The organism is Paraburkholderia sp. ZP32-5, from assembly GCF_021390495.1.
Classification (GTDB): Bacteria; Pseudomonadota; Gammaproteobacteria; order Burkholderiales; family Burkholderiaceae; genus Paraburkholderia.
Map to the genome: position 1 here is coordinate 1552125 of NZ_JAJEJP010000003.1, position 25263 is coordinate 1577387.

Consider the following 25263-nt stretch of genomic DNA (forward strand, 5'->3'; position numbering starts at 1 on the left):
GCGCGAACTCGCGCGATGCGTGGCATCGCGGACTCGCATTGACTGTCTCCGTCGAATGGTTCTCGTCGGCCTACCGGCCTGTCTGCCCGCTCAGGTAGAGCCGGCGTATTCATAGTGCGCGCATGAGCCGAAGCGAACAACCGTCTGACTGGAACAGAAGTTGTTCCACCGAAGCATCACGGGCGCAAAGCACACGAGAAATGGCCGTGAAACAGCAGCGAATCGCGCATCGCTAGCGCAGCGTGGCATCGGCCGCGTCGGGACGCAGCATCTCGTCGACGAGATCCGACAGCATCGCGGCCATGCGGCGCGACTCGGACGTGCCGTGCAGATTGAACACGATGCCGTCCCACATCAGGATCAGCATGTCGGCCGCCCGGCTGGCCGAACCGGCGATGCCCGCATCGGTCAGCAAATCCGCCAGCCATCGCCGGCACTCACGCTTTTGTCGCGCAATGACCGCGCGCACCGGATGATCGGGATCGGGGAAGCGGCCGGCCAGCAACTGCAACCGGCAGCCATGCGACGGATCGGTAAGGCGGTTCGCGCACAGACTGGCGAAAAGCGCTTTCAATTGCGCGGACGGATCGCCTTCGTACGGCAGGATTGCCCGCTCCAACTTGCCGCGCTCCTCGTGGCACAGCCAGTTGGCGCACGCGATCGCGAGACCCTCGCGCGAGCCGAACGACCGATAGATCGCCATCTTGTGAAAGCCGGCCCGGTTCGCGATTTCATCGATGCTCACCGACTCGTACGTTTGCGACGAGAGCAATGTCGTCGCGGCTTCCAGAATGGCCTGGCGAGCTGTTGATGCCGGCACTCGTCGACGCCGCTCCGTCGACGGGAACGTGGCATCCCCTGAGTCCGGCAAGGTCGACCCGTCTATTGACCCCGGACCCTCGCGCTGGATGGCTGTCGTCGACATGGTGCTCCGGTCGTTGCCGTAGATATGGGTGCAGACCTATGCGGCGTCGGATTTCGCCTGCTCTCGCATCACGGCCTCGGTAGCGATCTGCCGCAGCTTGTATTTCTGCACCTTGCCGGTTGCGGTCCTTTCGAGCGCACCGAACACAAAGCGCTTCGGTATCTTGTACTTGGCCAGCCGTTCGCCACAGTGCTGCAGAAGCTGTTCTTCACTGAGCGCGGCGCCGGGCTTCGCCAGCACGAACGCCCAAGGCACTTCACCCCATTTCTCGTGCGGTGCCGCGACCACCGCTCACTCGAGCAGGTCTGGGTGCTCGAACAGCACGTCTTCGATCTCTATCGAGGAAATCTTTTCGCCACCCGAATTGATTATGTCCTTGATACGGTCCCTGATCGAGATGTAGCCTTCGTCATCGCGCGTCGCAAGATCTCCGGTATGGAACCAGCCATTCGCAAGCGCTTCGTCCGTGGCCGCGGGGTTGTCGAGATAGCCGGCCATTACCGTATTGCCACGCACCACGACCTCGCCGACCGTTTCGCCATCCCAAGGCACCTGGTTGCCGAACGCATCGATCACACCCAGTTCTTCGCACGCCGGATACTCGACACCTTGGCGTGCCTTGCGATGGTGCCGCTCCTGAGGCGGCAGTGTGTCCCACTCGCTACGCCATGCGCTGAATGTGGTCGACGCATAGGTCTCGGTCAAACCGTAGACCTGGGTGATGCGCGCGTTGATCGACTCGATTGCGCCGATGATGGGTGCGGCCGGCGGCGCTCCGGCGGTCAGGATATCGACCGGCTCCGCGAAGCGCCGGTGATTCGCGTGGGCTTCCGTCGTCAGCATGGACAGCACGACCGGCGCCGCGCATAGATGTGTAACTCGCTCCGTTTCACTCAGCGTAAAAATCAACGCAGGGTCGACCTTGCGCAGACACACATGCGTGCCCGCCTGATGCGTGATCGTCCACGGAAAGCACCAGCCGTCGCAATGAAACATTCCGAGCACCCATAGATAGACTGGATGCGCGGGCACCGACCACGCCAGCACATTGGCCACGGCATTCAGATACGCCCCCCGGTGATGAGTGACCACACCCTTCGGATTTCCCGTTGTGCCCGACGTGTACGACAGCGCGATCGGCTGCCATTCGTCCTCCGGACCTTGCAGTGCGATGCTGTCATCGCCGAGTGCCAAAGCCTGCTCATAGGACATATGCGCTGACGATGACGCCTGGACAGAGACGGGCGCACCGCGGTCCACGAGTTCCACGAGAATGGGCGGCGACGTCATGTCCGCCACCGCGGCTTCGATAACCCCCGCATATTCGGCGTCGAAAACCAGGAGTTTCGATTTCGAGTGCTGCAGTTGAAAGCGCACGCCGTTCGCGTCGAGCCGCGTACTAACCGTATGGAGAATGCGCCCATTCGCCGGCGCGGCGAAATGCAGCTCGACCATTTCCGGCAGGTTCGGCAACATTACCGAAACCACATCGCCTTGGCCCAGGCCTCGGCTGTCGATGAAAGACGACAGCCTGCGGCAGCGGCTTTCCATTTCGGCGTACGTGCGCCTCAGGTCGCCATACACAATCGCAGTGCGATCCGGAAAAATACGTGCAGTGCGTTTAAGAAAAGAAATTGGACTGAGCGGTTCGAAATTCGCCCGTCGCTTCGCGAAGCGCCAACGGTCGGCATGATCCATTCTGACGTCTCCTGCTATTGTTTTGATGACGGATAAGACGTCAATGCCACGCGCGCGGTCATGCGACCGCGTGCCGGCACTCGACGTGACCCGCTCGGTTGCTAGACCGATTCGAACAGTGCGGCGATGCCCTGGCCGCCGCCGATGCACATCGTCACCAGACCGTAACGGCCTTTGATGCGTTTGAGTTCGTACAACAGCTTCGTAACGAGTATTGCGCCCGTCGCCCCGATCGGATGGCCCAACGCAATTGCGCCACCGTTCGGGTTCACCCGCGTCGGATCGAACCGCAATTCACGGGTCACCACACACGCCTGCGCGGCAAATGCTTCGTTGCTTTCGATCACACTGATGTCGTCAGCGCGCAGGCCCGCTTTGTTCAGCACTTTCGTCACGGCGGGAACCGGACCGATACCCATAAACGCCGGATCGACGCCAGCGTGTGCGAACGCGACGAGTCGCCCCAGCGGCTCCTTGCCCGCCGCCGCGGCAGCGCGTTCGTTGCCGAGCACAACGGCGGCCGCACCATCATTGATCGGCGACGAGTTGCCCGCCGTCACCGTACCCTGCTCTTTCTTGAATACAGGACGCAGTTGTGCGAGCGCGGTAGCGTCGAGATCCGGACGAATATGTTCGTCAACGGAAAAAACGCTTTCTTCGCGGCCTTTCCTGACAGTCACGGGCATGATCTGCGTGTCAAAACGACCCTGCCGAACCGCTTGTGCCGCCTTGCGGTGACTGTCGGCTGCAAACTCGTCCTGTTCTTCTCGCGACACGCGATAACGGTCGGCGACGTTTTCCGCGGTGATGCCCATATGTCCGTTGCCGAACGGGTCCGTCAGCGCACCTATCATCATGTCGTAGAGCTGCGTGTCACCCATGCGCTGCCCCCAGCGGGTCAGTGCGGATGAATAGAGTGCACGGCTCATCGACTCGGCACCACCGCCCACTGCGATCTCGGCATCGCCATTCGCGACGTATTCTGCCGCCGACAGCACCGCTTGCAGTCCGCTGCCGCACAGCCGGTTGAGTGTCATGGCCGGCGTGTGCTCATGCAGACCGGCCTGAATCGCTGCGAAACGCGATAGATACATGTCGCGCGGCTCGGTGTGGATGACGTTGCCGAACACCACATGGCCCACGCTTTCCGGCGCCACGTTGGCACGCTCGACCGCCTCTTTGATGACCGACGCACCCAACGTCGATGGCGCCTCGGTCTTGAGGCCGCCACCATAGTCACCGATCGCTGTCCGCACCGCGGAAATGACGAATACATCCTCCATCACACTCTCCCTTCACCGGCGCTTCGACCGATGCCACGTGTCTACGATGAACTTCACGATATCCTGTTTGTTATTGTCATCGTAACTTTATCTCATCGTCAAGACGGGGTTTGCGCGACGGCGAATCGCTCGGCACACAACGCGCGTCAGGCCAGCGGTTGTACGCGGCAGGCGACACCTTTGAAGTGCGGGATACCCTGCTCCAGATCGAGATGATCCGCATCGTCAGGGCAAATCTGCGCATCCGCGAACTCCCATGCGCCCGACAAGGTGCCGTCGCCTTCGGGCCGCTCCGGCATCCACCAGCCGTGCGGCACACGCACAACGCCGGTCTGCATGTCTGTCCGCACGGACACTTTCAGCTTCACGCGGCCTTGTTGCGTGACGACTTCTGCCCATTCTCCGTCGGTCACGCCCGCGGCGTCCGCGTCGGCTTGCGCAATGAACATCAGTGGATCCGGGCATCGTGCGCGCAACGCGGCGATATGCCGATGACCGGTCTGAAAGAATTCGTCGTCGCGGATGCCGGTGAACATCTTGAACGGAAAGGCCGGATCGAACGGTGGATCATCGCGCCAATACGGCAGAGGATCGAAGTCGAGATCTTCCAGCACGCTCGAATACAGTTCTACTTTTCCGCTTGGTGTCGCGAAACCGCTTTGCTCGTATTTCCGATAGCGGATATCGTGGAAATGGTAGGCATGCTGTTTGGCGAATTCGTCGAAGCTCATGCCGAGCGCCCTGACCCGGTAGTCGAGTACGGCTTCGTTCGATGGCCACGGAAACTGCTCACGCATGCCCATACGCAGGCCGAGTTCACGCCAGAAGTCGTACACGCCGCGACATTCGCCCGGCGGCTCGACGGTCTTCTGCGAAGCCCGGTAAATTGCGGTCCAGCCGAAGCCATCCGAGAGCGCGCTGCGTTCGAGCCACGCATCGCCTGGCAAGATATAGTCCGCGAGCTGCGCGGTTGGGGTACGAAACTGTTCGACCGCAACGATCAGATCCTGATTCAACATCGCCCGCTGAATCAGCTGCATATTCGCGTAGCTCAACAGCGCATTGTTCCCCAGCACGAAGAATGCCTTCACCGGATAGGGCTCGGCGTCCGCCATCGCCTTGAACACGGCTGTCGGATTGGCCATGTAGCTGCCGCTGATCAGATTCGGCCATTCATGGTTCCAGACCCGCATCGACGGTTCACGCAGCGCCGCCGTCCCTCGATAGGTGAAGGCCGGATGCGTGTCCGATCCGAGCTGTTTCGCACGCTGCGCGTCGCTCAGCGCGCCGTGCAACTCGAGATCGGATTCGTGAACGATGTCCGGATGGAAGCCATGCTGCACTTCTCCGCCAGGCACATCGAGGTATCCGCACAGTGCGCGCAAGCTGCACATCAGGCGGATTGCCGAGGTCGAATTGCGCTGCTGGTCGGTGATCGGAGTCCACGGAATGACGGACGGCCCGCAAGTCGCGTACATCCGCGCCGCCTGCGCGATCAGATCGGATGAAACACCGGTAATCTCTGCCACCCGTTCGAGCGGAAACTGATTGACGCGTTCGCGGAATGCTTCGAACCCTGTCGTCCAGCGCGCGACGAAATCCCGATCATAAAGACCTTCGTCGAGAATGACCTTGAGCCATCCGAAGCACATCGCCGCATCGGTCCCGGGCTTGAGCGGCAACCAGAGATCGGCGAGTTCGGCATTTTCACTGCGTCTTGGGTCCAGTACGATCAGCTTCGCACCCCGTTGCTGCGCGCGGCGAATTGCGTTGAAAATCGGCGTCCACGAATGTTGCTTCGGATTGTGCCCAAATAGCACGATGCAGTTGGTTTGCGGATAGTCCGGATACGGATACCAGCCGTACACCATACGATTGATCGCGGCGGTATTTCCCGCGCACATCGCCACACCGCTGATCCAGTTGGGCGAGCCGAGCAGATTCATGAATCGGCGCGCCGCGCCATTGTCGCTTTGCGTGTTCCACTGCGACGTGGATACCGCGAGTGCTTCCGGACCGTGCGCGGCCACGATATCCGACAGCCGGTGCGCAATATCGTCCATCGCCTCCTGCCAGCTCACGCGGGTCCACGTTCCGCCGCCACGCGGCCCTACCCGCTTGAGCGGATAAAGAACGCGGCCGGCATGTGAGAAGCCTACAGGCGCATAGACCGCCTTCATGCATATGTTGGCCCGCAGTGGACGAGGATCGATCGCGCGAACCTTCACGTCGCCCACAAGACCCGATTCAGGGACTTCCGCATGAACCTGGCAATATGTATCGCAGCCCGAACACAGCACCCGCTTCTCTTCCATGCTTCATCCTGATTACGCCAATCCGATTGTCAACCCACGCATGCTCCGCCTGAGCGCCGCTCATGCCCGCACGAAAACATGCGTGCGTTACGGCAACAGCGCGAGATTTTCCGGCGTTGTTTTGTGCGGCTTTATACGTTATTGTTACGATAACATTTTCTTTTAAGATAGCTCCCACCACGATCGGCGTCAAGTGGTTCGTTCCCGCACGAACTATTCCGCCGCCGTCTCGCCAATGCGTTGACGCCACTTACGTTATCGTCACCGTAACATTGGCATTGCATGGTGGTATTCCTGACATGGGAGAAATGCCATGAGCACGGCATCCTCCTCTCGACGAGCATATAGGCGATGTCCGAACATATCCTTCTTTCACTGAAAGCAAACGTCTTCGAAATCACGATCAGCCGACCCGAGCGCAAGAACGCGATGACCGGCGAAATGTATGGCGCGCTTGCAGCGGCGCTGAGGCAGGCGCAAACAGACAACGAGGTCCGTGTCGTTCTGATCAAGGGGCAGCCTGGCGTGTTCTGCGCGGGCAACGATATCGACGACTTCATTGCCTCGCCGCCGATCAAGTCAGACGCTCCCGTCTGGAGCTTCTTTTCGGCGCTGATGGAACTGGACAAACCAGTCGTCGCGGCAGTCGACGGTGCAGCGATCGGTATAGGGACCACGATGCTGCTGCATTGCGACCTGGCGTTCGCGACGCCGCGCTCGGTATTTGCTCTTCCCTTCACAAGCCTCGGCATCACGCCAGAAGGCGCCTCTACGGTCCTACTGCCGCTGCTTGCCGGACGGCAACGCGCAACCGAGCTTCTGATGCTTGGGAAAAAGATCGACGCAGCGCGTGCCGAGCTGCTTGGCTTGTTGAACGACGTTGTGCCACCCGAGGAATTGCTGGACGTGGCGGGATCGCACGCGAATGCGCTGGCACAACTGCCAGAGGCCGTCGTGAGAAGGACGAAGCGTCTTATTCAGGATGGACTCGAACTTCATATCGCGCGCCAGTATGTTGCGGAGAGGGAGGCGCTTGCCGCCACGGTGATTGCTCCGGCGGCGCAACAGGCATTTGCGAAATTCCTTGGAAAGCGCAAAACGGCGTAGCCGGTGGCCATCGGTGACTGAGGTAGAATCGACTACGCGACGCCCTATATGCGTATCTTTTTTCGGCTGCCGCAACACCTGAAAGGTCAATCTTGAAGTCCACTAAATTCGTTACGGCGTGCTACATCATGTCGTTTGTCGGAGCGCATCAGCCGCGCATGCTTTCTACCACAACGATCGCGAAGTGGGTGGACACGCATGCCGCACGCGCAAGGCAGATCGTTTCATTGCTCGTCAAGGCGAACCTGCTCGAGGCAACTCGCGGTGGCAATGGCGGCGTCAAACTCGCTCGGCCGCCGAAAGACATTACCCTGCTAGACATCTACGAAGCGGTCGGCGACAGCGAGATGCCGTTCTTCTCGGTAGAGAATCCTTTCTCCGAGTGGGCCGATCATTGCAGCGTGCACGACACGCTGATCCAACTCCACAAAGACATCGAGCTCGATGCCCGCAAAAAATTGCGCACTGTGCGGCTCTCGCAAGTGTTTGTTCCGTGGGATGAAGAAAGCATGAAAAGGTCCCAGGCTGCCCGTCGCGGTGCAAGGAAAAAGACAGCGACCGCCTGATCTCTCAGGTTTGTCGACTCGTTGATGGTCCGTCGCGCTTCGTTGCGGCGAACCTGATCAGGCGCAGTTCGCATTGCGGACATGCGCCATTTTTTTGACGAAAATCCATCGTGTCTCCTGTGCCCGGGTTTGCATCTTCGCACGTATGTTAATGTTATTATAACGTTACGTTTGAAGCCTGAAACTCCTCGACATTCATCGAGTTTGCGCAAAGCGTCGCACGAACGAGTACGGGCTCCGTGTTTCACCACTATCGTGAAAATACCACTCATAGATAAGGAGAACCCGACGTGACCGAATCCGCCGCTAACCGTATCCGTAACCACCGCTTTATCCTCGCACGAAGGCCCGACAGCCCCACAGGGCCGCTGGCAGACGATGTGCTGCGCTACGAGGCCGCTGACATGCCTGTCCCCGCCGAGGGACAGTTCGTCGTTCGCAATTACTGGATGTCGCTCGACCCCGGCACTCGCGGATGGATGAACGGCACCCGCAATTACATTGCGCCAACCGAAGTGGGCGATGTAATGCGTGCCTTGTGTGCGGGCGAGGTAGTGTCATCGAAGCACGCGAGTTTCCCTGTTGGCTCGTTCGTGGAGGGCCTTCTTGGCGGCCAGGAGTACGCGCTCAGTGACGGCAACGGCATTCGCATCATTCCTGCGACCATTCCGCTCGCCGCCTCGCTCAACGTCTTTGGTATCAATGGGCTCACCGCATGGTTCGGCATTCATGACATCGGTCAACCCCAGCCCGACGAAACTGCGGTCGTGACAGCTGCCGCCGGCGGCGTAGGTAGCGTTGCGGTGCAGTTGCTCAAAGCGGCCGGTTGCAAAGTGATCGGGTTAGCCGGTGATGCGGAGAAATGCGAGTGGGTCCGCTCTTTGGGCGCGGAGGATTGCATTAACTACAAAACAGACGATGTTCCTGCAGCGCTTGCGAGACTATGTCCAGACAGAATCGACATCATTTTCGACAACGTCGGCGGATCCATGCTCGACTCGATGCTTCCATTCCTTAATGTCAGTTCCCGCATCATCCTGTGTGGAGCGATTTCCCGCTACCGGGGCGAGCAGGAAAGCCTCAAGAATTGGCTTCAGTTGCTGATCAACCGCACGCGCATGGAAGGGTTTATTTATCTTGACCACGCCGACAGGTTTCACGAGGCGGAGGCCGATCTGCTGCCCAGGCTCGAACGAGGCGAACTTCTGTATCGCGAACACGTGATCGATGGTCTTGAACATGCACCGGCCGCGCTGAATATGCTTTTCGACGGTATGAACAGGGGCAAGCTGCTCGTCAAGATTGCGAGCGATGCGGTCTGATAGCACGCGGCGATGTGGAAAAGGCTGCCCTGCAGCCTCATTGCCGCGCATTCAACAGATACCACCTATCACGCCACATCCAACGCAAACGCGCGGTAACCCCGCGCGACCGCCGGCCTCGCCGCGACATCCCGAAACCATCGTCCAAGGTTCGGCAGCGACAGGCTTTCGAGTTCCGCCTGCATCGAACCGGCTATCGTGAAGGCCGCAATATCCGCAATCGTGAACTGGTCGCCGGCGATGAACGGCGACTGCGCAACGAAACGCTCCGCATCGGCCAGCCGGCGCACGGCAAGCGATTGCAGCGCCGCGGCCGCATCGGTCATGCGCTGGTACTTCAGGTAGAAGGCAGCATGGCTCGGACCTATCACGTCGGTCACGAAATAAAAGTATCGTTCGAGCGCAACGGCCCGTTCCGCCGCGCCGTCTGCCGGGAGAAGGCGACCCGGTGCTTTTTCCATCGCGTACAGCATGATCGCGTTCGATTGCGAAAGCACCATTGGCGCCGCCGCATCGGTATCGTCGATCATCACCGGCACCTTACCGGCCGGATTCAGCGACAGAAATTCGGCTTGCCGCTGCTCGCCCCGACCAAGATCGACGTGACGAACGACGTACGGTATCCCCGCCTCTTCAAGAGCGATCGCCGCGCGGATGCAATTGCCGGTTTGAGCGCCGAACAGTTCAACGTGTTTTTGCATCACTGGCTTCCTGTTGTGCAGCGACGGCCGCTGTTTCCTTGCTGTCCGCTTGCACATTCCATCCACCGCCGAGCGCGCGGAACGTGCCCACCGCTGCGCGCGCGGCATCGGCACGGCCCGCATCGAGCCGGTCTCGCGTGACCAGCAACTGACGGTTCGCATCGAGTACATCTGTCAGCGGAATCGAGCCCGCTTCATACGCCTTCTGCGACAGATCACGCGCACGGGTGAGTGCATCGACCTCGCCCTGAAGTTCCGTCACCTGGATCTCCGTCTGCGACAGTGCGTTCAGTGCGTCCTCCACATCCTCGGCAGCTTTCAGCACCGTCAGCCGATACTGCGCCAACGCTTCGGCATTCGCGCCGTGGGCCTGCGCAACCTCCGCATCGACCTTGCCGAAGTCGAACAGACGCCACCGTAACGCACCGCCACCGGTCGCCTGGAACGCATCCGAACTCAGGAAGTGGCCGACGTTCAGGCTGTCGAAGCCGAGCGCGCCGGACAGCGAGATCTTCGGATAATACTCGGAGATCGCCGCGCCAATACGTTCGTTCGACGCCGCGAGTCGCCGTTCTGCCGCGATCACATCCGGCCGGCGTCGCAGCACATCGAGCGGCTGATCGTTACCGCCGATCGCCGGCACCGACGGAATTTCCGCCGGCAGTGCCAGTTGCGTCGCGTAGGTGCCGGGCTGAACGCCCATCAGCACGTCGAGCCGGTTCGATTGCGATTCGAGACCGACACGCAGCGTGGGGATCGATGCACGTGCATCTTTCAACAGCGCCTCGGCCTGTGCGACTTCGCGTCCGTCAGCCTGCCCCGCCTGATAGCGTGATTGCACGAGACGCAGCAGGTGCGCATTGGTGTCGACCTGATCCTGCGCGACCGCGAGCCGCGTCTGGTAGCCGCGAATCTGCAGATACGCGTCGGCCGCATCGGCCGCGACGGTGATGCGTGTGCCCGCATGGTCCGCTTGCGCCGCCTGCACTTCGTCGGTGGCCGCGCCTGCGCCTCGGCGCAATCCGCCGAACAGGTCGATCTCCCAACTCGCCGATGGGCCCAACGTGTACTCGCGCTGGCCGCGCGTATAACCAGGAAAGCCGCGCGCGAGCGTGCCGATCGGCCCTTCGATGCTCTGATGTTGCGCCGTTGCGGACGCATCGAGATCGAGCGTCGGCAGCAGTTCCGCCCCTGACCCCGACGCAACCGCACGCGCCTGCTGAACCCGCGCATACGCGGCCGCGAGGTCGAGATTCTGCGCGAGCGCGCGCTGCACGATCGTCACCAGCATCGGATCGTGAAAGCCGGTCCACCACTGATCGAGCGGCGGCGCCGGCAGCGTGGTCTGCCGCGCGGACACCGCATCGAGGTTGTGAAACGCCGACAGTTCCGTCTTCGGCGCAACATAGTCCGGGCCGACCATGCAGCCCGACAGTGCGATAACGAGTGCAGACGCAACCAGTCCGCCGCGCAGACGAGTCGTCGGGTGAAGAGTCGTCGAATGACGAGTCATCGAATAAAGCAAGGCCATCACGCGCGCTCCTCCTGACCAAGCTGCTGAACCACGGGCTTGCGGCCGAACCGGCGAACGATCGTGTAGAACGTCGGCGTGAACACGAGGCCAAAGCCCGTTACGCCGATCATCCCGAACAGCACCGCCGTGCCGAGCGACTGCCGCATTTCCGCGCCCGCACCGGTTGCAATCGCGAGCGGCACCACGCCGAGGATGAACGCAAACGACGTCATCAGAATGGGCCGCAACCGCGTACGCGCCGCATGAACGGCAGCCTTCCCGGCCGAGACGCCGTCGTCGTCCTGCCGCTGCCGCGCGAACTCGACGATCAGAATCGCGTTCTTCGCGGCCAGCCCGACAAGCACGACGAAGCCGATCTGCGCGAGGATGTCGATCGGCATGCCGCGCGCGTCGAGCCCAATCACCGATGCAAGCAGGCACATCGGCACGATCAGCACGATCGACAGCGGCAGCCGCCAGCTTTCGTACTGCGCGACGAGCACGAGGAACACGAATAGCGCGGCCGCGCCGAAGATCACGAGCGTCGGCGTGCCGCGCTGCTGCTGTTGATACGCGAGGTCGGTCCATTCGTAGGCGATGCCCTTCGGCAGTACCCGGTTCGCGATGTCCTCCATGCGCTTCAATGCGGTGCCCGAAGCAACACCCGGTGCCGCGCCGCCGAGAATTTCGGCTGCGGGATACAGGTTGTAGCGCGGCACGCGATACGGCGCTGTCACGGTTCTGAATTGCGCGACCGAGCCGATCGGCACCATCTCACCGGCCGCGTTGCGCACCTTGAGCCGCGCGATATCTTCCGGCGTGCGCCGGAACTGTCCGTCTGCCTGCACGATCACCTGGTAAGTCCGTCCGAGATAGTTGAAATCGTTCACGTACTGCGAGCCGAGATAGACCTGCAGCGTCGAGAACACGTCGGTCGGCGTGAGTCCGACCTTTTCCGCCTTCAGACGGTCGATGTCCGTATAGACCTGCGGCGAGCCCGCGTTGTAGAGCGTGAACACGCCGGCAAACGACGGATCCTGGTTCGCGGCCGCGACCAGCGTGTTCGCCGCTTTCGCGAGCGCGGCCGGCCCGAGCCCTTCGCGGTCTTCGAGCATCATCTTGAAGCCGCCCGTGCTGCCGAGCCCCTGCACCGGCGGCGGCTGGATCACCAGCACGCGAGCGTCGCGGATCACCGACAGCCGCTGCCGCAACGTCGCGAGCACCGAAGCCGCGGTCACCCCGGGAATCTCGTGGTTGTACAGCGAAGGCAGTCCGACGAAGATCGTGCCGCCGTTCGACGCGATCGTGGTCGTCGTCGCGTCGAGTCCGACGAACGGCGCGATGTGCTCGATGCCCGGTGTCTTCGCGATGATGCTCGCGGCTTCCAGCACGACCTTTTCGGTACGCGCAAGCGTGGAGCCCGGCGGCAGCTGCACGAGCGTGATCAACAGCCCCTGATCCTGTTCCGGAATGAAGCCGGTCGTTGCGCGCGAGAACAGCACGCCCGTGGCCGCGATCAAGCCGATATAGACGAGCACCACCATCGATGACGCCCGCACGAGCCGCCGCGTCAGATTGCCGTATCCGCTCGATACGCGATCGAACCCGCGATTGAAGCGGCCGAACTGACGATCGAGCCAGCCGGCCAATCCTGCACGCGGCGCGTCGTGGTGATAGTGCGGTTTGAACAGCACCGCGCACAGCGATGGGCTCAGCGTCAGCGACACGAAACAGGAGATCACCGTGGACGCCGCGATCGTTACCGCGAACTGCTTGAAGAACAGGCCCGAGATACCCGAGATGAACGCCGACGGCACGAACACCGCGCACAGCGTCAACGCGATCGCGATCAGCGCGCCGCCGACTTCGTCCATCGTGCGGTGCGCGGCCTCGCGTGGCGACATGCCCGCGCGCATGTTGCGCTCGACGTTCTCGACGACGACGATCGCATCGTCGACCACGATCCCAACCGCGAGCACGAGCCCGAATAGCGACAGGTTGTTGATCGAGATACCAAGCGCCTTCAGCACCATGAACGTGCCGACGAGCGACACCGGAATCGCGACCACCGGAATGACGGTCGCGCGCCACGTCTGCAGAAAGATGAACACCACGGCCACCACCAGCACGATCGCAATGAAGATCGTCGTGATCACCTCGTTCACTGACTTGCCGACGAAGTGTGTCGGGTCATAGATGATCTGGTAATCGAGGCCCTGCGGGAAGGTCGTTTTCAGTTCCTTCATCTTGGCGATTACCGACTCTTCGACGCTCAGTGCGTTCGCGCCGGGTTCCGCGTAGACCAGCAGCGGCGTGGAAGGCGTCAGATCCTTGTACGCGGACGAACCGTAATCCGCCGCGCCGAGTTCCACGCGGCCGATGTCGCGAATACGCGTGACGCGCCCGTCCGGGTCCGACTTCACGATCACGTCCGCGAACTGGTCCGGCGTCTGCAACCGGCCGAGCGCCTCGACGTTGATCTGATAGCCGGATTCGCCGGGCGTCGGCGGCTGATTCAACAAGCCGGCGGACACCTGCACGTTCTGCGCGCGCAACGCCGCGAGTACTTCGGCCGCGGTCACGTCGCGCGTGGCGGCCTTGTCCGGATCGAGCCAGATCCGCATCGCGTACTGCCGCTCGCCGGCGAACTCGACGTCCGCGACGCCCGGCAGGCGCGCGAGCACGTCCTTCACGTGCAGCGTGATGTAGTTCGACTGGTAAAGCGCGTCGCGCGAATGATCGGGCGAATACGGATGCACCGCGAGCAGGATTGCGGGTGTCGTCTTCTGCACCGTCACGCCTTCGCGCTGCACGTCTTCGGGCAGACGCGACAGCGCGTCCTGCACGCGGTTCTGCGTCAGCATCTGCGCGACGTTCAGGTCGGTGCCGATGCGGAACGTGACGGTGATCGTCAGACGCCCGTCGCCGGTCGACTGGCTGCTCAGATAGAGCATGTTCTCGACGCCGTTGATCTGCTGTTCGAGCGGCGTCGCGACGGTGCGCGCGATCGTTTCAGCGGACGCGCCCGGATAGATCGTCGTCACCTGCACAGTGGGCGGCACGATCTCCGGATACTGGGTGACCGGCAATAGCGTCAGCGCGGCAAGCCCGAACAGTCCGACGAAGATGTTCAGTACGGCCGCGAAGCGCGGATGGTCGATAAAGAAATGAGTCAGACGCATGATCGACGCTCACTCCCCTTGCGACGACGATGCGGACGTCGACGCAGACGCGGACGCAAACCCGATCTCGCCATCCGTCGGTTTCACCTTCGTGCCCGGCATCGCATACGGCAACCCGTCGATGATCACGCGATCGTCCGCCTTCAATCCCGAGCGCACGACCCGCAGCCCGCCGCGCAACTCGCCGATCTGCACCGGCTTCGGCACCACCGTACCGTCGGGCCCGACCGTCATCACGACGTGGTTCGATTGATCCGGCAGCACGGACGCATCGGGTACGAGCAGCGTCGGCACCGGCTCTGACAACGTGAGCCGCACCCGCGCGAACTCGCCCGGCGTCAACCGGAAATCGCGATTCGGCACCGTTGCGCGCGCACGAATCGTACCGCTCGAACGGTCGAGCGCGTTATCGATGAAATCGAGCGTACCGTGGCGGCTGAAATCCGTGTCGTCCCCGAGCGCGATTTCGACGCTGCTTGCGAGCGGCCCTTTCTGCGCTGCACGCTCGCGCTCGAACGTCGCGTGGTCGGCCTCGCTCATGTCGAAGTCGAGGTACACCGGATCGAGCGACACGATCTTCGCGAGCGGCGTCGTCGGGCTCGTTCCCGCGCGACTGCCGGCGATCAGGTTGCCGATCGACACCAGATGCGCGCCGATGCGGCCCGTCAACGGCGCGGTCACGCGACAGTGGTCGAGGTCGAACTTCGCGTCGCGAATCTGCGCTTTCGCGGCATCGACAGATGCCTGCGCGGCACGCTGATCGGCCGCGCGCTGATCGACGTTCTCCTGGCTGCCGGCATCGCTTTGACGCAGCGTTTGCGCACGGGTGAACTCGCGATTCGCGAGTTCGAGGCGCGCGGTCGCGCTTTCCAGTTGGGCATTCGCCTGCGCGAGCCGGATCTCGTAAGGCTCCGGATCGATCACAAACAGCAAGTCACCTTTGTGGACGATGTCGCCATCCTTGAAGTGAATCTCCTTCAGCGTGCCGCCGACCTGCGCGCGGATTTCGACGTCATCGACGCCCGCAAACTGGCCGAGAAAGCCAAGCCGTGCGGAAAGATTGCGTTGTAGCGGCACGCTGACCGTCACCGGCGGTAAGCCCGCATGTGGAGTGCTGGCCTGTGCGTCACGTCCGCGCGACGACCAGAACCACCACCCGCCTCCGACGATCAGCACGAGCAGGATCATGACGACCCATGTCCCCGTCCTTGTCCTGACGACGCTTTGTCTGAACAGCACGCCGTCGCCGGCCACTGCTTCGCTGATACCCGCTTCTTCTCGATTCCCGGTCATGTCTGGCATCGGCACGATCGCGAACGATCGCCCTTTTAGATGATTGTGATCATCAAAAGATACAGGTCGACGTGACGCCGGTCAAGAATTAGATGATAATCAACATCGGTATCCACGTCGTCCAACACGGTGGAACGAGAGTCGGGAGGTCAGGAATCGTGCGCAAATCAAGGGCTGAAACCGCGGAAACGCGCAAACGCATCATCGAAATCGCGGCGGAGGAAATCCGCCGCAACGGCATTCAGGCGACCGGGCTCGCGGACGTGATGACGAAGGCCGGGCTAACGCACGGCGGTTTTTACCGGCACTTCGAATCGAAGGATCAGTTGGTCGCCGAAGCGTGTGCGACAGGGATGGCCGTGGTACTCGGCGCGACTGAAGGGTCAGCCGAATCGGCGACCGACGAAGACGATCGCAAGGCGGCATTCAAATCGATCGTCGAACAGTATCTATCCGTCGAGCATCGCGACAATCCGTCGGCGGGCTGCTTTCTCGCCGGGCTCGGCAGTGAACTGGCGCGCGCGGACGCGCCGACACGCGCCGCCTCGACGAAGGCGTTTACCGATCTCGTGGAACTGGTCGCGCGGCATATCCGCCGACGCAAACCCGAGGCCGCGCGGGCGGATGCCGTGTTCGCGCTGTCGGCGATGATCGGTGCGATCACGATGTCACGCGTGATTGACGATCCGGCATTCTCGGAGTCCATATTGGAGGACGTTAAACGGCATCTTGACGCGCTGTGATCGGCGCGTGGCGATGAAGCGGTGGATGCGCGGCTGTCTTGTTCGTCAGCCATCGGCACTTACAGAGTTCCCGCTCTTCTGATAAAGCGGGCTACTACCTCGGAAGAATCGTTATCGAGCCGCAGCAGATAGGTGGTCAGCATGAGTGCGTTTCCAGCCAGCGGACGAGTTGCTATGTTTGAATCATCGCGTGCGGAGAACTGCGACGCACCTGCCAGACCTAAAGCAAAGCCTGCCGAAATCAACCCATCATCAGATGCCGATCCAGTCACCCACCGCATTGAAGTGTCTGCTCCGGTTTTCAGCACGCCACTTGTCGAATCCCGGCGTCGGCTCTTCTCCATGAGGCAAACTGGTATTCATCAGGAACAGACGCGAAAAGCGTTCGGACATGTCCTTGATCAGAGACAGGCCGAGAATGCCTCCCCAGTCCTGCCCCACCAGACAGACATTCTTCAGATCAAGATGCTCGATGAACTGGCGGATCGAATCCCGATGAAAGTGGTATCGATAGACGAGATCATCCGCAGGCTTGTCGCTGCGGCCGAATCCGAACAGATCGAGGGCAACGACGCGATGGCCGTGCGCGACGAAGACCGGAATCATCTTGCGATACAGATACGACCATGAAGGCGTGCCGTGAATGCATAGAAAAGTCACTTCGGCGTTGCTGGGACCTTCGTCGATATAGTGCATACGCAGGCCCTGATAGCCGGGCAACGTGTCGATATATCTCGGTGCAAACGACCAGCCCGGCAGGTTCCGGAAGCGCTCTTCCGGTGTTCGTAACGCTGCAATGCTCATTGCTATCTCCCTCTCTATAACCAGAAGCCACGAGGACCGGGCTCAGTCCACCGTCTTTGCCTACACTGCCTGAGCGTTCGTGAACTCGCGCAAGCCGAAGTGCGACAGTTCACGGCCATAGCCGCTCTTCTTGACGCCGCCGATAGGAATACGGGCATTCGAGGAAGTGATTCCGTTGATGAAGACGCCGCCTGTTTCGAGGCGCCGGGCAATACGCTGCGCGCGTGCGATGTCGGAGGTCCACAGGCATCCGCCGAGGCCGTAATCGCTTGTGTTGGCCAGCTCGATAGCGTGCTCGATATTGTCGGCAATCGTGATGGCGGCAACCGGACCGAACGTTTCTTCGTCGAAGGCGGCCATTCCGAGACGCACGTCGGCCAGAATCGTCGGCGCGTAGAAGTTGCCCTCACCGTCAATGGGCGGATCTTTGCGGCGTACACGAACTGAAGTCCTCAGTGATGGTGCATTACGCGGCGACTAGATGCTCGATCTCCCGCGTCAACACCGCAATCCTCATGCGGACGGGAGCAAGCGCGGCTTTGACAGCCGCCACCGGGAAATACCCCGGATAGTTCGAAGGATCACTGTTTGTGAAATGTTTGTGCAGCCATCGGAGTACTGCCAAGCGCGTTAAATAGAACGGACGATCATCGCGCGTATCCGCAGCCAGTTCATACGAAACGAAACCCATCTCACGACGGCAGCAGTACACATTTGCAGAATCGGCAAGCTACCCTTTGCACGCGAGGCCAGAGGCATCAGCGCAAAGCTTCGCCGCAGTTGCCATCGTCGCGATAACTTTCGCCTAATGCAGGTGTAAGTCGCGTGCATCTTTCCGTAAGCTCAGTATCGGAGATGCTCCTGGCTCTACGAGAAGCGCGAATGCGGTCGTGAAAGCACCGATCCAAGCTCGGGATAGGTGACTTGCACCTCAGCGAAGCTCTTTGCGGACCCGGCCAGATCTAGCAATGTAAGTGCGGCCAGAGCAGAGGTGTTGCCCAATATACGACGGCGCTGAGTGTTAGCCGGTTCCGACATGTCTGAAGGCAGAGTTCAGGAAAGGAACTGCTTCAAGCGGCTTATCGGACGTATCGCGCTTCACGCCGCGGAATTGTGGTGGCGGCGTTGATAGACTTGCAAATGGCAATACGCCGTACGAATAAGACCGGCAGTCAACCCGTGCTTCTCTGCCAGCGAAAGTAAGTCACCGACAATGGCTTCGGCTTCTATCTGGTTCGCGTCGACAGAGATATCCCGCATCATCGATGCAGCCCAGTGCGAATTACGATCGAGCAATCGCGCGCGTATCTGTTCAGCTTCCGCGTCCGGAACGGGATATCCGCATGCCTCGGCAACGGCAAGGCATTCGTTGATTGCGCTACGCATCAGTTGCTCGCCATCCCGGCTTGCCACGATATCAGCGACCGTCCCTCGCATCAGACAGGTCATCAATGCACCGGAGGCCAACATCACCCATTTGTTCCATAGTGCCTGATCAATCGAAGACGATAGCGTTCTGATGCCTTTCGATTGACTCAACAGATTGTGAAATCTTTGGATCGTATCTCGTTGTCCCGGCGCCCGATCACCGACCATAACAATGTCCATCGCGCTATCGTGACGGATCACATTGTCAGAATGCAATGTCGTTGCAATATACGAAACTCCCCCCGCGACACGCTCGCGTCCGAACCTCGCGTCTAATAAATCGTACGATCCGAGCCCATTCAAAAATGGAACAATTACGGTTTCCGGACCAACGCCCGCAGAGAAATCGTCGATTGCTCCTTGAAGGTCGTAGGCCTTGCAGGCTAGCAGAAGCACATCGTAGTGCGTCTTTATCTCGCCCCGCAGTACCATGGAAACACGGCCATTGAAGTCTCCCAGCGCACTCTGAATCTCCAGCCCCGCTGCGGCAAGCGCTGCTGCGCGTCGTGGTCTAACGAGAAATGTGACATCCGCGCCAGCAGAAATCAGTCTTGAGCCGTAATAGCCGCCGATCGCACCAGCACCCACCACCAGAATTTTCATCTTCAGTCCCTTCAGCTTGGGGCGAACCGACGCCCCATCCCGTCCAGCAAGTTTTGGCTTGATCAACGATGAACTTTCACTTCGTCGCTACCTTCTTCACTTCTAAGGTAGCCACGCATAGACCGCGCCTCTGAGATCATTGATCGGGTAGAGGAACGTCGCGGGTTTATCGGCGTCTACGGAATGAAAGTTGCCAATCCCTGGAATAACAATTTGAACGCCGTGACGCGTCTCTCGAATCACAACAGGAAATTTCTCGACCGTCGCAGCCAGATGCACTTCCATCTCGATGGCAATCAGAAACTCACACGTCTGGTTGTCATCTGGCGGCCCGATTTCGTTCTGCCGAAAAGCCCCATTGTCGCCCTCGGCGCCGAACGTGATCTTGCCGCCGCCCTGCCATCGCCTATCCAACTCGCGTGTGAATTCCGCAGCGTGTGTCGTCAGGTTCGCTGCGATCTTCGCTCTTTGACTGGCCACCGCGTTGAGTCTCTTCACGATATCGGCGTACGTCGACATCTCGCCTCCATGGTCTAACGGTGATACGTCAAATGAGATCTGCTGCGTGTGACAATCCAGCAGGCAATCCAACCGCAGCCCCTTCGCGCGGACTATTCGGCAGGCGCGTATTGCATCTCACCGTTGCCGAAGGACCAGTTTTCGCGCGAGACGTCCACCAGGTTAATGAACACGTCTTCTTTACGAATCCCTGTCTTCCTGTTGATGCCGTCGGCGACAGCGGCATAAAACGCCTTTTTGACTTCGATCGAACGACCTGCATTCCACGTCACCTGGATGAAAACGATCGAAGGCGAATACGAGGTTCCAAGATAGCCGTCGATCGGATAGATCAGTTCATCCGGATCATGCAGGGTGACGATCTGGAACTTGTCGTTGGCCGGCACATTGGCGACGTCGGTCATCGCCTGATAGATCGTGTCGCTGATAGCCTGAACAACTTGCCGGGTTGCACTTCTGGAGAGATCGATCCGGACGACTGGCATCTAGGCCTCGCGTGAAAGAGTGTGGAATCAAGGGTAGACTAAGCTCATTTTCAATGATCCCAAAGCGAATAATTTTCCTGTTTAACATGACGGACTGGAATGATGATAGATGAGCTCAGATCGTTTGTGACGGTAGTGGAGGAAGCCTCCCTCACCCGCGCGGCGCAAAAGCTTTGCGTCACGCAGTCGGCAATTTCGAAGCGTATCCAGCGGCTTGAAGAAGTGTTCGATGCGCAGTTGCTTGACCGAAACTCGAAGCCGCCGCGAGTCACCGCTTTAGCGCACCGCATACGTGAACATGCCGTGCCTCTGCTAGCTGCGTTTGACCGGCTTATGTATCTCTCAAAAGAGGACGGCGCCCCCTCCGGTACGCTACGGTTCGGTTTGCCTCACGGAATAGCAGACATCATTCTTTTCGATGCGCTGACCGCGATGAGAGATGCGTTTCCCGCGCTTGATGTCACTTTGCAGTCGGAGTGGAGTTCCGGTCTGCTCCGTCTGCTGGACTATGGCGCCCTGGACGTTGCCGCGATCATGACGCCCAAAGGAACGCCTCCCGAAGGCTACCTGTATCGTCTTCTGGCGCCGGTAGAAGTGGTGATCGTCCAAAGTCGCCAGCGCCCGCTCGTTCCCGGACGTGCGTCCCTATCCGCGGTCGCCCGCAAAGAGTGGGTACTTAACCCCGAGGGATGTGGGTATCGTGCCGCGCTGCGACATGCCGTTGAAGCAGCGGGGTTGTCGCTGAATGTCAAAGCCGACACCTACGGCAGTGAAATGCAATTGCAACTGATTGCTTCGGGGTTGGGTTTGGGGCTGGTTCCCAAAAGCATCCTGGAGTCCAGCGTTTGGTCCCGGCGGCTTGAAGTGGTCACAGTGACACGCTTCGCTCCGAAACTTGATGTATGGCTTGTGTTTCCACAGCAACTGGGAAATCTGAAACAGGCAGTGGAATTTCTCGGCGACACGATAGAGAAGTCGTTCAGACCTTGAAATTGCGGATGTCGCCGTTGTATTCACGCAGGCGTTTGCCGCCCACGAACTCAGGATATCTGCGCGGCATGGAATGTCATCTTGTTCTTCGAGACAAAGCGAGTAGAGATGTTCGACTTCCAGCCGATATCTCAACCGAAGGCACCTGCTGCGCAGATGTCAGCTGCCCGCGACAGCCAACCAGAATTCCGAAACGCTAGCGCTAGCCTTGTTCGTCAGGATCGTGGTTGGGATCGTGATAATCGCGGCGCAGTAAGAGGTTCGTCCTTTCGGATCGAAAGAATCATAGCCAGTGCAACCTCGCGTTGCGGGCAGCAGTTGCCGTGCCGGTCATTCCGAAGCGGCGTTAACGGTTTTCCATTGCCAAGACAACGCGCCGCCCCTCCATCCAAGCGTTTAGAACTTATGGATGATGCCCACGCCGACAGCAACCATGCTGCGCGACGACGACGGTGCGCTGTTCTGGCCGTCGCCGATGTCCGCCGTTGCGTTGATGATCGTCTTGCCGTTCGTGCCCAGCGTCTGGCCGCCAGCACGCTGATAGGCTTCCTGTGCATACAGGCCGGTACGCTTCGACAGCGTGTAGTACTGGGACAGGTTGAACTGGTTGTAGCTAGCCGTGTTCTGGATGCCATTCGACGACGTTGCACGGGTGTAGCTATAGCCAGCGGCCAGGTCCAGCACCGAGATCGGCTTCCAGTGCAGCACTGCGCCGCCGGTATTCCAGATCTGCGTGCCGTGGAACAGCGACGCGGTGCCCGCGGCATATTGCACGTTCGAGTACGCGAACGAAACATCCCATGCCGAGTTGAACGCGTAGCCGCCGGTCACCGCAACGCGCTGCTGCTTCGCTGCTGTCTGGAAGCCGTTGTTGATAGCCGACACGCCTGCTTGCGCGCCGTTGTTCGACGTCGTCGAGTTCGCACCCCATGCGCCGCCAGCCGTGTTGCCGTTGTCAATGCGCTGGATACCTGCTGCGATACCGATCGGGCCGGCAATGTACTGTGCTGCCGCGCTCCAGGTTTGACCCGCGCTGAAACTGCCCGGCGTACCGCCCAGCGAGTACGAACCGCTGACCGTCAGGCCGTGGAAGTTCGGCGACGTGTAGACCAGCGAATTGTTCGCGCGGTACAGCGTATCCATCGAGTCGATGTCACCCGGGTGCGCGCCGTATGCGCCGGTCAGCCACGTGGTCGGGCTGTACGGCGACAGCAGCGTGTAGTACGAGGTGTACTGACGACCAGCCGTCAGGGTACCGAACGTGCTGTTCGTCATACCAACCCATGCCTGACGGTTGAACGCCAGACCCGACACGCTTTCCGCGCCGGTCGCGCTGTTGAAGCCCTGTTCCAACTGGAAAATCGCCTTCGTGCCACCGCCCAGATCTTCCGAGCCCTTCAGGCCGAAACGGCTACCGGCCCAAACGCCGTTGACCATCTTGACTTGCGAGCGGCCACCCGAGTTCGAACCCAGTGCTGCCGAGCTGCTTTGATAACCCAACCCCGTATCGACAATACCGTACAACGTCACGCTGCTTTGTGCATGCGCGCCCAGGGCGACCAACCCCAAGGCCGAAGTTACGAGTGCCTTTTTCATTTTTACTCCTCTGTTAAAAACTTTCTATAGACGGCCTGCGCAAGCGCCGCTGAGTGTGGAAGATGATTGTTTGATCCGAATACCGGGTGGCTATTTGCGACTGCGGGACAACAGCGCATCGCACAATGCGTGAAAAGATCGTGCTATTTAGCATATGGATTCTTACGTCGACGCTTGTTTGGTTGCACTGCGCGCGTGTCGATTGTTGCGTTTGCGCATGGTCCGACGCACCCAGAAATACAGTTGTACCAGGATCAGCAGCGCGCTGCATGCCATGAAAAAGGCACTGATCGGCCGGTCGATAAACACCGACATGTCGCCGCGCGAAAGCAGCAATGCACGGCGGAAATACTCTTCAACCATCGGCCCCAGCACGTAGCCCAGCAGGATCGGCGCTACCTGGAAATCAAGCGCGGCTAGCAGTGCGCCCGCTATGCCGAAAACCAGCACCTCGCCGACTTCGAACAGGCTGTTGTTGGTGCTATATACCCCCACCGCAATGAAAAACAGCGCTGACGGATAAAGATAGCGATACGGTACTTGCAACAGCTTCACCCAGATGCCGATCATCGGCACGTTAAGAATCACCAGCAATACGTTGCCGATCCAGAAACTGGCGATCAAGCCCCAGAATAGGTCGGCATGCTCGGTGATCAGCTGTGGACCAGGCTGGATGCCCTGGATCAACAACGCGCCGAGTATCAGCGCCATGACGGGGTCTCCCGGAATACCCAGGCTCATGGTCGGAATAAAGTCGACCTGGGTCTTGGAGTGCGAAGCCGCTTCCGGGGCTGCGACGCCTTCCAGGGCGCCGTGACCGAATCGTTCCGACGTCCTTGAGAGCTTCTTTTCGGTCGCATAGGCCAGGAACGTCGTGATAGTCGGGCCGGTGCCAGGCATTGCGCCGAACAGAGTGCCGATCAAGGTGCCACGCACCATCGGAAAGAATGCCTGCTTGATTTCGGCCCAACGAGGCCGCATGTCCCGCAAGCTCACCTTGGTGCCGCTGCCAACTGACCCCATGCGGTTCACGTTACGCAAGAACTCCGCCACGCCGAACAGCCCCAATGCCAGCGCCACCAGCTCGACCTTGTCGGACAGTTGCGGTAGACCGAACGTAAGGCGCATCACGCCGCTATTGACGTCGGTGCCGGCAATCCCGATCAACAGGCCGAGTGCGGTCATCGCTACACCCTTCACAGGCGAGCCGCGCGACAAGGTTCCGCCTGCCAGCAAGCCGAGCAACATGATCGAGAACAGTTCGGTGGGCCCAAACTTGAAGGCCACACTAACCAGCAGCGGCGACGCGAAAACCATCACCACGATACCGAACGAGGCGGCAAAGAACGACGACATCATCGTGATGCCGAGCGCCGTCCCGCCTTTTCCGGCTCGCGTCATCGGATAGCCGTCGAGACAGGTCACCGCGTGCGGCGGGTGGCATGGCAAATTCAGCAGAATTGCGCCGATCGCGCCGCCGTACTGCGAGCCGTAGAAAATGCCCGCCAGCATCAGGATGGCGGGAATCGGATGCATCGTATAGGTCAGCGGCAGTAGCATCGAGATCGCCGACAACGCGCCCATGCCTGGCAACACGCCGATCAGATTGCCGATCAGCACGCCGACAAACGACCACATCAGATTATGGGGTTGGAGTGCAACTCCAAAACCCTGCATCAAGTCGAACAAAGATTGGCCAATCATGCTTCAACCCCAGGACAACAAAGGAAACTGCAGTTTCAGACCCCACGAAAACACCAGGGCGCAGACAACGCACATTGCAACGGCCAGCACCAGTGCACTCACCACGGTGTTGTCACGATCGCCGAGCGCCGAAATGAACACGATCGCGAAGGTTGCGGGCAGCAATCCGCCCCATTGGCCCAGCACCACGAAAGCCATGATGCCGATGACGATACAAGCCCACGCGCGCCACTCAGGTGGCGGCGCTTCTTCGATCGTTGCGAGCGGTTCTGGCGCCCTGGCCGAAGCGGCAATCGCGAGGCCGCACAGCAGTAATACCGTGCCGACCGCGACAGGGAAGAAGCCCGGACCCATGCGGCTCAAGGAGCCGACGTCATAACCCAGCCCGGCATGGATCGAACCGAGGCCGATCAGCACCATGAGGCCACCGGCGTACAAATCCTTGCCATAGCGATGTAGGAATCCAAAGTGTTGTGTCGACTTGAT

The 25263-nt window shown here is 60.3% G+C and carries 22 protein-coding genes; 5 read left to right on the forward strand and 17 right to left on the reverse strand.

Annotation, left to right across the window (positions count from 1 at the left end; translation table 11 throughout):
* Positions 1 to 232: 232 nt before the first annotated feature.
* The 5 genes from L0U82_RS39315 to L0U82_RS39335 form a co-directional block, all read right to left on the reverse strand.
* Positions 233 to 820, reverse strand: a complete 588-nt coding sequence (locus L0U82_RS39315) for a TetR/AcrR family transcriptional regulator (RefSeq protein ID WP_233839215.1) — start codon at positions 818 to 820, stop codon at positions 233 to 235.
* A 141-nt stretch (positions 821 to 961) separates the two neighbouring features.
* The gene (locus tag L0U82_RS39320; protein ID WP_233839216.1) at positions 962 to 1213 is read right to left on the reverse strand and encodes an AMP-binding enzyme; all 252 of its coding nucleotides are present in this window, start codon (positions 1211 to 1213) and stop codon (positions 962 to 964) included.
* Positions 1214 to 1216: 3 nt separating this feature from the next.
* Positions 1217 to 2623 carry an AMP-binding protein gene (locus L0U82_RS39325; protein WP_233839217.1) on the reverse strand — a complete coding sequence of 469 codons (1407 nt, stop codon included), beginning with the start codon at positions 2621 to 2623 and terminating at the stop codon, positions 1217 to 1219.
* Positions 2624 to 2724: 101 nt separating this feature from the next.
* Complete coding sequence (gene bktB / locus L0U82_RS39330) at positions 2725 to 3906, reverse strand: beta-ketothiolase BktB (protein WP_233839218.1); 1182 nt, start codon at positions 3904 to 3906, stop codon at positions 2725 to 2727.
* 146 nt (positions 3907 to 4052) lie between these two features.
* Positions 4053 to 6221 carry a molybdopterin-containing oxidoreductase family protein gene (locus tag L0U82_RS39335; protein WP_233839219.1) on the reverse strand — a complete coding sequence of 723 codons (2169 nt, stop codon included), beginning with the start codon at positions 6219 to 6221 and terminating at the stop codon, positions 4053 to 4055.
* Between the two features lie 351 nt (positions 6222 to 6572).
* On the opposite strand from L0U82_RS39335, the gene L0U82_RS39340 reads away from it, so the two are divergent.
* The 3 genes from L0U82_RS39340 (at position 6573) to L0U82_RS39350 (ending at position 9216) form a co-directional block, all read left to right on the forward strand.
* On the forward strand, positions 6573 to 7328 hold the full coding sequence (locus tag L0U82_RS39340; protein WP_233839220.1) for an enoyl-CoA hydratase-related protein: 756 nt from the start codon (positions 6573 to 6575) through the stop codon (positions 7326 to 7328).
* Between the two features lie 92 nt (positions 7329 to 7420).
* A complete protein-coding gene (locus L0U82_RS39345) occupies positions 7421 to 7894 on the forward strand; it encodes an RrF2 family transcriptional regulator (protein ID WP_267929977.1) in 474 nt (157 codons plus the stop codon).
* A gap of 290 nt (positions 7895 to 8184) precedes the next feature.
* Entirely contained in the window at positions 8185 to 9216 is a 1032-nt protein-coding gene (locus tag L0U82_RS39350; protein WP_233839222.1) for an NADP-dependent oxidoreductase, read from the forward strand.
* A 68-nt stretch (positions 9217 to 9284) separates the two neighbouring features.
* Here L0U82_RS39350 and L0U82_RS39355 read toward each other — a convergent pair whose 3' ends face one another.
* From L0U82_RS39355 to L0U82_RS39370, 4 genes are read right to left on the reverse strand one after another with little or no spacing between them, the layout of a single operon-like run.
* Positions 9285 to 9917, reverse strand: a complete 633-nt coding sequence (locus L0U82_RS39355; RefSeq protein ID WP_233839223.1) for a glutathione S-transferase family protein — start codon at positions 9915 to 9917, stop codon at positions 9285 to 9287.
* Positions 9901 to 11448, reverse strand: coding sequence for an efflux transporter outer membrane subunit (locus L0U82_RS39360; RefSeq protein WP_267929978.1), 1548 nt, complete (start codon positions 11446 to 11448; stop codon positions 9901 to 9903). Before L0U82_RS39360 ends, L0U82_RS39355 begins: the two co-directional genes overlap by 17 nt.
* Positions 11448 to 14612 (reverse strand): efflux RND transporter permease subunit, encoded by a 3165-nt coding sequence (locus tag L0U82_RS39365; protein WP_233839224.1) that lies wholly within the window; start codon positions 14610 to 14612, stop codon positions 11448 to 11450. Before L0U82_RS39365 ends, L0U82_RS39360 begins: the two co-directional genes overlap by 1 nt.
* A gap of 9 nt (positions 14613 to 14621) precedes the next feature.
* A complete protein-coding gene (locus L0U82_RS39370; RefSeq protein WP_233839225.1) occupies positions 14622 to 15905 on the reverse strand; it encodes an efflux RND transporter periplasmic adaptor subunit in 1284 nt (427 codons plus the stop codon).
* A 158-nt stretch (positions 15906 to 16063) separates the two neighbouring features.
* On the opposite strand from L0U82_RS39370, the gene L0U82_RS39375 reads away from it, so the two are divergent.
* Complete coding sequence (locus tag L0U82_RS39375; RefSeq protein WP_233839226.1) at positions 16064 to 16648, forward strand: TetR/AcrR family transcriptional regulator; 585 nt, start codon at positions 16064 to 16066, stop codon at positions 16646 to 16648.
* 252 nt (positions 16649 to 16900) lie between these two features.
* Here the strand turns inward: L0U82_RS39375 and L0U82_RS39380 are convergent, their stop codons facing one another.
* The 5 genes from L0U82_RS39380 to L0U82_RS39400 form a co-directional block, all read right to left on the reverse strand.
* The gene (locus tag L0U82_RS39380) at positions 16901 to 17452 is read right to left on the reverse strand and encodes an alpha/beta fold hydrolase (protein WP_233839227.1); all 552 of its coding nucleotides are present in this window, start codon (positions 17450 to 17452) and stop codon (positions 16901 to 16903) included.
* Between the two features lie 60 nt (positions 17453 to 17512).
* Entirely contained in the window at positions 17513 to 17908 is a 396-nt protein-coding gene (locus L0U82_RS39385) for an aldehyde dehydrogenase family protein (protein WP_267930084.1), read from the reverse strand.
* A gap of 642 nt (positions 17909 to 18550) precedes the next feature.
* Complete coding sequence (locus L0U82_RS39390) at positions 18551 to 19483, reverse strand: 2-dehydropantoate 2-reductase (protein ID WP_233839229.1); 933 nt, start codon at positions 19481 to 19483, stop codon at positions 18551 to 18553.
* A 102-nt stretch (positions 19484 to 19585) separates the two neighbouring features.
* Positions 19586 to 20002, reverse strand: a complete 417-nt coding sequence (locus L0U82_RS39395) for a hypothetical protein (RefSeq protein WP_233839230.1) — start codon at positions 20000 to 20002, stop codon at positions 19586 to 19588.
* A 92-nt stretch (positions 20003 to 20094) separates the two neighbouring features.
* Positions 20095 to 20487 carry a tautomerase family protein gene (locus L0U82_RS39400; RefSeq protein ID WP_233839231.1) on the reverse strand — a complete coding sequence of 131 codons (393 nt, stop codon included), beginning with the start codon at positions 20485 to 20487 and terminating at the stop codon, positions 20095 to 20097.
* Between the two features lie 99 nt (positions 20488 to 20586).
* On the opposite strand from L0U82_RS39400, the gene L0U82_RS39405 reads away from it, so the two are divergent.
* Positions 20587 to 21477 carry a LysR family transcriptional regulator gene (locus L0U82_RS39405; protein WP_326489803.1) on the forward strand — a complete coding sequence of 297 codons (891 nt, stop codon included), beginning with the start codon at positions 20587 to 20589 and terminating at the stop codon, positions 21475 to 21477.
* Between the two features lie 396 nt (positions 21478 to 21873).
* Here the strand turns inward: L0U82_RS39405 and L0U82_RS39410 are convergent, their stop codons facing one another.
* The 3 genes from L0U82_RS39410 to L0U82_RS39420 form a co-directional block, all read right to left on the reverse strand.
* Positions 21874 to 23073, reverse strand: a complete 1200-nt coding sequence (locus L0U82_RS39410; protein ID WP_233839232.1) for a porin — start codon at positions 23071 to 23073, stop codon at positions 21874 to 21876.
* 162 nt (positions 23074 to 23235) lie between these two features.
* Positions 23236 to 24777: a tripartite tricarboxylate transporter permease gene (locus L0U82_RS39415; RefSeq protein WP_233839233.1), complete on the reverse strand. Its 1542-nt coding sequence runs from the start codon at positions 24775 to 24777 to the stop codon at positions 23236 to 23238.
* A gap of 3 nt (positions 24778 to 24780) precedes the next feature.
* Positions 24781 to 25197: a tripartite tricarboxylate transporter TctB family protein gene (locus L0U82_RS39420; RefSeq protein ID WP_233839440.1), complete on the reverse strand. Its 417-nt coding sequence runs from the start codon at positions 25195 to 25197 to the stop codon at positions 24781 to 24783.
* Positions 25198 to 25263 lie beyond the last annotated feature (66 nt).

What these genes read in the sequence shown, in the direction of transcription:
- L0U82_RS39325 (WP_233839217.1), bottom strand. Translation starts at nt 2,623, where the DNA reads ATGGATCATGCCGACCGTTGGCGCTTCGCGAAGCGACGGGCGAATTTC.
- bktB (WP_233839218.1), bottom strand. Translation starts at nt 3,906, where the DNA reads ATGGAGGATGTATTCGTCATTTCCGCGGTGCGGACAGCGATCGGTGAC.
- L0U82_RS39335 (WP_233839219.1), bottom strand. Translation starts at nt 6,221, where the DNA reads ATGGAAGAGAAGCGGGTGCTGTGTTCGGGCTGCGATACATATTGCCAG.
- L0U82_RS39340 (WP_233839220.1), top strand. Translation starts at nt 6,573, where the DNA reads ATGTCCGAACATATCCTTCTTTCACTGAAAGCAAACGTCTTCGAAATC.
- L0U82_RS39355 (WP_233839223.1), bottom strand. Translation starts at nt 9,917, where the DNA reads ATGCAAAAACACGTTGAACTGTTCGGCGCTCAAACCGGCAATTGCATC.
- L0U82_RS39360 (WP_267929978.1), bottom strand. Translation starts at nt 11,448, where the DNA reads ATGGCCTTGCTTTATTCGATGACTCGTCATTCGACGACTCTTCACCCG.
- L0U82_RS39365 (WP_233839224.1), bottom strand. Translation starts at nt 14,612, where the DNA reads ATGCGTCTGACTCATTTCTTTATCGACCATCCGCGCTTCGCGGCCGTA.
- L0U82_RS39370 (WP_233839225.1), bottom strand. Translation starts at nt 15,905, where the DNA reads ATGACCGGGAATCGAGAAGAAGCGGGTATCAGCGAAGCAGTGGCCGGC.
- L0U82_RS39380 (WP_233839227.1), bottom strand. Translation starts at nt 17,452, where the DNA reads ATGAGCATTGCAGCGTTACGAACACCGGAAGAGCGCTTCCGGAACCTG.
- L0U82_RS39390 (WP_233839229.1), bottom strand. Translation starts at nt 19,483, where the DNA reads ATGAAAATTCTGGTGGTGGGTGCTGGTGCGATCGGCGGCTATTACGGC.
- L0U82_RS39395 (WP_233839230.1), bottom strand. Translation starts at nt 20,002, where the DNA reads ATGTCGACGTACGCCGATATCGTGAAGAGACTCAACGCGGTGGCCAGT.
- L0U82_RS39400 (WP_233839231.1), bottom strand. Translation starts at nt 20,487, where the DNA reads ATGCCAGTCGTCCGGATCGATCTCTCCAGAAGTGCAACCCGGCAAGTT.
- L0U82_RS39405 (WP_326489803.1), top strand. Translation starts at nt 20,587, where the DNA reads ATGATGATAGATGAGCTCAGATCGTTTGTGACGGTAGTGGAGGAAGCC.
- L0U82_RS39410 (WP_233839232.1), bottom strand. Translation starts at nt 23,073, where the DNA reads ATGAAAAAGGCACTCGTAACTTCGGCCTTGGGGTTGGTCGCCCTGGGC.
- L0U82_RS39415 (WP_233839233.1), bottom strand. Translation starts at nt 24,777, where the DNA reads ATGATTGGCCAATCTTTGTTCGACTTGATGCAGGGTTTTGGAGTTGCA.
- L0U82_RS39420 (WP_233839440.1), bottom strand. Translation starts at nt 25,197, where the DNA reads ATGGTGCTGATCGGCCTCGGTTCGATCCATGCCGGGCTGGGTTATGAC.